Here is a 6,545-nt window from a genome sequence, read left to right as displayed (position 1 = left end):
TTTTCAAAATGCAGTCGATCCTAATACCAAAACTTTCCGAGAGTTCCCTCAGTGGGCTAAAGAAAATTTAGACCCAGAAAAACACAAAAAAGTTGCCATGTTTTGTACCGGTGGTATTCGCTGCGAAAAATCAACGGCTTACATGAAAGAGCAAGGGTTTGATGAAGTTTACCACCTTGAAGGCGGTATTTTAAAATACCTAGAAGAAGTGCCAAAAGAAGAAACAATGTGGGAAGGCGAGTGTTTTGTTTTTGATAATCGTGTAGCAGTAAATCATGATTTACAAAAAGGTTCTTACGATCAATGTCATGCGTGTCGTATGCCGATTACAGAAGAAGAAAAGCAAAAGCCAGAATACATGGAAGGTGTTTCGTGTCATCACTGTATCGACATTGTAACTGATGAGCAACGTGCTCGTTTTGCTGAGCGTCAAAAGCAAATAGAATTAGCACAAGCACGTGGTGAAGGGCACATTGGTAATGAAGCGCAAGCGGTTTTACAACAACGTAAAGAAGCTAAAAAAGCACAAAAAGAAGCCCAGCGCGGTAAATAATCTTTAACTACCTATTATCTACATAGCCCAGTTTATACTGGGCTTTTTTATTTATATAGCCACTTTTTAGTTTAATCCTGCCTGTATTTGTATAAATGCTTAGTCTTTAGGCGCCTTTTTCAAAAATCAATTGGTATTACCAATTTAATTTCATCTTATAGTTTTGCTAATTTATCGTTCTATCCTACCTATTGATCAATCAGCTGTTAGACTTCGTAAGGTAATAGAAATAATAATTAATTAAGGTGTTACTTTGAAATCGCAAAACTTTTTAATCGGTGTGCTTAGTTCTCTGCTGTTTTTCAGCCTTCCTGTAATGAGTGCGAACGTTGTTGTACAAAAAATTGCCCTAGAAAGTGCAAAACAACAAGTGCAAGCGGTAGGAAATACAGAGGCAAAACATTCGGTTGTAATGTACCCTGCAGTAGGCGATAGAGTAACAGGCGTTTTTTTTAAGCCAGGTGATAAAGTAAAAAAAGGCGATACTTTACTCGAACTTGATTCTCGTAGGCAAAAAGCAGCGCTTGATGAGGCTAAAATTAAACTTGCCGACACCCAGCGAATACTAAAACGATTAGAACAAAGTCAGGCCAAAGGCGCAGTGCCTAAAAGCGATGTTGATGATGCTAAAACCGTTGTAGAACTTGCCAAAGTTACCCTCATACAGGCCCAAACTGAGCTTGAAGACAGAAAAGTAATTGCGCCGATAAATGGCATTATGGGTTTAACAGATGTTGAGGTAGGCGATAGAATAACCGAGCAAACGCCCATTGCCACAATAGATGACACAACAAGCTTGTACATAAATTTTAACGCACCGGAGTCGGCTATCAGTATGCTGCGTAATAAAAGCAACTTAACGGTGTTTCCTTGGCAATCAGACACTGCCATTAACGCTGATATTGCCTATTTAGATTCACGCGTAGACCCACAAACTCGTACTTTACGTGTTAAAGCCAAGCTAAATAATGAAAAACAACAATTTTTACCTGGTATGAGCTTTAGAGTACATATTGAAGTGTTAGGCGAGCGTTTTGCTGCAGTTCCTGAGGCTGCATTACTGTGGGGGGCAACAGGCCCGTATGTATGGACCAGCGTTGATAAAAAAGCCACACGTGTTGATGTAAAAATAGAGCAGCGCTTGGCGGGGCGATTATTGGTTTCTGGGCCGTTAAATAAAGGCGATACTTTAGTAATTGAAGGGGTACAACGCTTACGTGCAGGCCAAGAGCTAAGCTTTAATTTACCCGCGCAAGATACGCAGGAGTAGGTATGAAACAGCAACCTATGATGCAAGATTTACCCTCAATGGCGATTCGCCGCCCAGTACTTATTGTGGTGCTTAACTTATTAATTATTATTGCAGGTATTGCTGCTATTGCGGGTGTTGAAGTAAGAGAGCTTCCTGATGTAGATAGACCACGTATTACGGTTTCGGCGCCATTTCCTGGCGGCTCGCCTGAGACCGTTGATACCGAAGTAACCAGCAAATTAGAAGGCGCAGTAGCGCGTGTAAGTGGCGTTAAATCAATACGTGCACAAAGTGAAGAGGGAAATGCACGTATTGTGGTCGAATTTAGACCAGGCATAAACTTAGATGACGCCGCGAATGAAACGCGTGAGTCTATTGCACGTGTAGAGCGAGACCTTCCAGAGGAAGTAGAACGTGTTTCTATTATTAAAGCCGACAACGACGCCGAAGCAGTTGTATCTCTGACTGTTTCAAGTGAAAGTTTATCGCTTGAAGCACTTACCGAGCGCGTAAATGTTGACTTAGCGCCGCAATTTTTAACTATTCCGGGTGTCGCAGATGTACGCTTAAACGGAGATAGAGAACGCGTATTAAGAGTACGAATAGACCCGCTAAAACTAAGTAGCTTTAATTTAACAGTGCCCGATGTAGCACAAGTGCTTAGCCAAGCACCGTTTGATGTGCCAGCAGGGAGTTTAAAGTCAAACGATCAGCAAATTATTGTACGTGCCGATGCAACCTCTATTACTCCAGAGCAAGTTGGCGATATTATAATACAAGGCGATACCCGAATTAGTGATATTGCGGCTGTGTATTTTGGCCCTGCCGATCCGCGCTCTATGGTAAGGCTAAACGGTAAGCCCGTTATTGGCATGGAAATTATTCGACAAGCACAATCAAATACAATTGAAATATCAGATGAAGTGCTCAAGCTTATTACAAGCATGCAAACGCGCTTTCCAGAAATGGAATTTACACTTACCTCCGATGACGCACAATTTATAAGAAGCTCAGTAGATGAAGTAATTTACTCTTTATTACTTACAGTATTGTTAGTGGTTGTCACTTTGTGGGTATTTATTGGCTCTTGGCGCGCCACTTTAGTGCCTGCTTTTGCTATTCCTGTTGCTTTAATAGGGTCTTTAGCACTTATTTGGGCACTGGGTTTTTCAATAAATATTTTAACCTTGTTGGCGCTTGTATTAGCCACAGGCTTAATTGTTGATGATGCCATAGTAGTAAGTGAAAATATTCAGCGCCAGCGGGGGCTAGGTTTAGGGCGTCGGGCAGCTGCTGTAATAGGCACTCGCGAAGTGTTTTTTGCTGTTGTAGCAACCACGGCTGTACTTGCCGCTGTATTTATACCTATTGCGTTTTTACCCTCTACTGCGGGTCGCTTATTTAGAGAGTTTGGTGGAGTACTTGCCGGTGCGGTAATTATATCAAGCTTTGTGGCACTTTCATTAGTGCCTGCTCTTACCTCCAAATTAAAGTTGAAGCAGGGCGGTTTTCACCCATTTGCTAAACTAGGCCATTGGTTGGGTGGTATTTATACAAAAACAATTCATAAAGTGCTTAACCACGCATGGCTTACGTTTGCGCTCTGTTTATTGGTTGCAGCAGGCTCAGGGGCGTTGTACGCCAGTTTAGACAGCGAGCTTTTGCCAACAGAAGACCGAGGAAAAATTCGTATATTTGCACGTGGCCCAGATGGTGTAGGGCTAAACTTTATGGATAGGCAGGCGATAAAAATGGAAGATATTTTACTTCCTTTTGTCGATAGCGGCGAAATTGAGTCAATTTATACTGTGGTAGGCCAATGGGACCCTAATATTGTGTTTATTACTGTGCCATTAAAGCATTGGGATGAGCGCCATTTTAGCCAACAAGAAATTATTAATAAGATACGCCAGCCACTTGGCGATATTCCAGGAGCACCGGCTTACCCAGGTGGGGCTAATAGTTTAAATCTACGTGGTCAAGGGGGAGGCGTTGAAATCGCGCTGCTTGGGCAAGATTATTTGCAAATATTTAAAGCGGCTCAGCAGTTTTCTGCGGCATTAGAAAAAGCCGTTCCTGAGGTGGCACCTGTGCGTATTTCTTATCAGCCATCGCAACCACAACTTAGAGTAAATATAGACAGACGCCGTGCACAAGAGCTCGGTGTATCGCTAGACGACATTGCCATTACTTTGCGCGCAGCAATAAATGGCGACGATGTAGAAGATTTAAACATTGGCGATCAGTCTGTGCCAATTATGCTCCAAGCGCAAAACCAAACCATAAACAGTCCAAGTGATTTGGCTAATTTATACATCAGAGCGGGTAATAGCAGTTTAGTACCGTTAAGTAGTGTGGCCTATATTTCTGAAGAGGGGGTGGCTGCAGAGCTTGAACGTCATGCCCAGCGCCGCTCAATAGAGCTCAGTATGGAGTTGCCAGAATCGTTAACCATTGCTGCTTTAGTAGAGCAAATAAAAACGGTGTCTGAGCAATCGTTAGAGCCAGGTATTGCACTAGCGTTTAAAGGCGAAGCGCTAACGTATGAAGAAACATCCAGCGAAGTACTTGTAACTTATGTACTTGCTTTTTTAATTGTATTTTTAGTATTGGCTGCTCAATTTGAAAATGTAAATAGTGCCATTGTGGTTATGATAACCGTTCCCTTTGGTATTACCTCGGCCATATTAGCGCTTTATTTAACCGGCACGTCGTTAAATATTTACTCTCAAATTGGTTTAGTGATGCTGATAGGCTTAATCGCTAAAAACGCAATTTTGCTTGTTGAATTTGCAGACCAATTACGCGATCAAGGCTTGACGGTCAGAAAAGCCGTCGAGCAAGCTGCGCTGGTACGTTTACGCCCAATTACGATGACTCTTATATCTACTCTACTTGGAGCATTGCCGTTAATTCTCTCTACAGGCGCAGGGGCTGAGGCCCGAAATGCAATTGGCTGGGTGGTGTTTGGCGGCTTAGCACTTGCGGTGTTGTTTACGCTTTATCTTACTCCGGTAATTTACTTAGGCTTAGCACGCTTTACCACGCCAAGGGGGGATGAATCTAAGCAGCTCGCACAAGAGCTTGAAAAAATCTAACCTTAAAGCCATGCTCAGCAACGTTTTTAAATTAAAAGTGTACTGGGCATGGTTATGGCTTGATTGGCACTACTTGTTTGTTAAGATAGCCACTTAAGCATATACATGCCTTTTTGTGTGGCCACAAGGAATTCCCAATGCAAGCCGAACAAGTTGAAATTGCGCAGTTTTTAGCGCAGCACCCGCCATTTGATGACTTACCGACAAACGCTTTAAACGAGCTTGCGCAACAAGTTGAGGTAGCTTACTACCGCTCGCAAACTGATATTTTAACGTTAGGCCAAGACATCGCTGATTTATTTATAATTCGCAGTGGCTCTGTGGAAATTTATCGTCGTAATAACGAGCTTTATAACCGCTTAGATGTGGGCGGTATTTTTGGCCAAATGGGCTTGTTGATGAATCGTAAAGTGCGTTTTCCTGCAAAGGCGCTCGAAGACACCCTAGTGTATTGTATTAACTTTACGCTGTTTAACCGTTTTTGTGACGAGTTTGACGGCTTTGCTGATTATTTTGAAGCCGATGGCAATGTACGCCTTCGCCAAGCGTTAGTTGAGCAAGCCGACAGCAACGATTTAACAACCGCCAAAGTTAAATCGCTCATTCACCGCGATGTGGTAACACTAAGTACGCAAACCACCATACAAGATGTGGCTAAAGTAATGACAGAAGAAGCGGTTTCTTCTGTGTTAGTTACCGATTTAGACAAACCAATAAGCGACGACCCAGAAGAAGACGATGGGCAAATTGTAGGCATTATTACCGACCGCGATATACGCACAAAAGTGGTAGCCGAAGGCCTCGGGCTTGATGTTACCGCAGATAAAATTATGTCGACTAATCTTGTACTGCTTGATTCAAATGCCTATGTATTTGAAGCCGTCCTTGCCATGCTGCGCGACAACTTGCACCACTTACCTGTGGTACAAAAGCGCCGACCTATTGGGGTTATTTCGCTATCCGATATTTTAAGGTACGAGTCGCAGAGTAGCTTACTCTTGGTGCGCGGTATTTTAGCGCAGCAAACCATTGAAGATTTAGCACATTACGCGCGCCAGCTGCCCAATGTATTTGTACGTATGGTAAACGAAGATGCTAATTCACATATGATTGGTACGGCAATGGCGGTAATAGGGCGTACTTTTAAACAGCGCTTATTAGTACTGGCTGAAGAAAAATATGGCCCGCCGCCAGTACCTTACTGTTTTATAGCGTTAGGCTCTATGGCGCGAGATGAACAACTTATTGTAACAGATCAAGATAACGCGCTTATTTTGGATGACAATTACGATGATGAAAAACACAACGAGTACTTTCAAAATATTTCTGATTTCGTGTGTGATGGCTTAGCGCAATGTGGTTATACCTATTGCAGCGGCGAGATAATGGCCTCGTTCAAAAAATGGCGTAAAACACGTTCGCAATGGTTTGATCAATTCTCACAGTGGATAGCCTTACCTAAACCACAAGCACTGCTTAACAGCTCAATATTTTTTGATTTAGATGGGGTGTGGGGTAAAACAAAATGGGCCGACGAGCTTAAAATTTTTATTGCTAAGCAAAGTAAACAAAACCGTGTGTTTTTAGCAAATATGGCTGCCAATGCCCGAAACCGCACACCGCCACTTGGGTTTTTTAAAGG

General features: G+C 42.7%; 4 protein-coding genes. All 4 read left to right on the top strand.

Going from position 1 to position 6,545, the window contains the following annotated elements; translation table 11 throughout:
• The coding region (locus B2R65_RS17065) for a rhodanese-like domain-containing protein (protein ID WP_286744657.1) at nt 1-553 on the top strand (553 nt) is incomplete at its 5' end.
• A gap of 253 nt (nt 554-806) precedes the next feature.
• Nucleotides 807-1,823 carry an efflux RND transporter periplasmic adaptor subunit gene (locus B2R65_RS17060; RefSeq protein ID WP_286744654.1) on the top strand — a complete coding sequence of 339 codons (1,017 nt, stop codon included), beginning with the start codon at nt 807-809 and terminating at the stop codon, nt 1,821-1,823.
• 2 nt (nt 1,824-1,825) lie between these two features.
• Nucleotides 1,826-4,903, top strand: a complete 3,078-nt coding sequence (locus B2R65_RS17055) for an efflux RND transporter permease subunit (protein WP_273610151.1) — start codon at nt 1,826-1,828, stop codon at nt 4,901-4,903.
• A 137-nt stretch (nt 4,904-5,040) separates the two neighbouring features.
• Nucleotides 5,041-6,545 (top strand): DUF294 nucleotidyltransferase-like domain-containing protein (locus B2R65_RS17050; protein WP_286744650.1); only part of this gene is annotated, 1,505 nt, incomplete at its 3' end.

Origin of the sequence: Pseudoalteromonas sp. UBA2102 (genome assembly GCF_002331165.1) — a bacterium.
GTDB classification, from domain to species: domain Bacteria; phylum Pseudomonadota; class Gammaproteobacteria; order Enterobacterales; family Alteromonadaceae; genus Pseudoalteromonas; species Pseudoalteromonas atlantica.
This window is presented reverse-complemented; position numbering and strand designations above follow the sequence as displayed.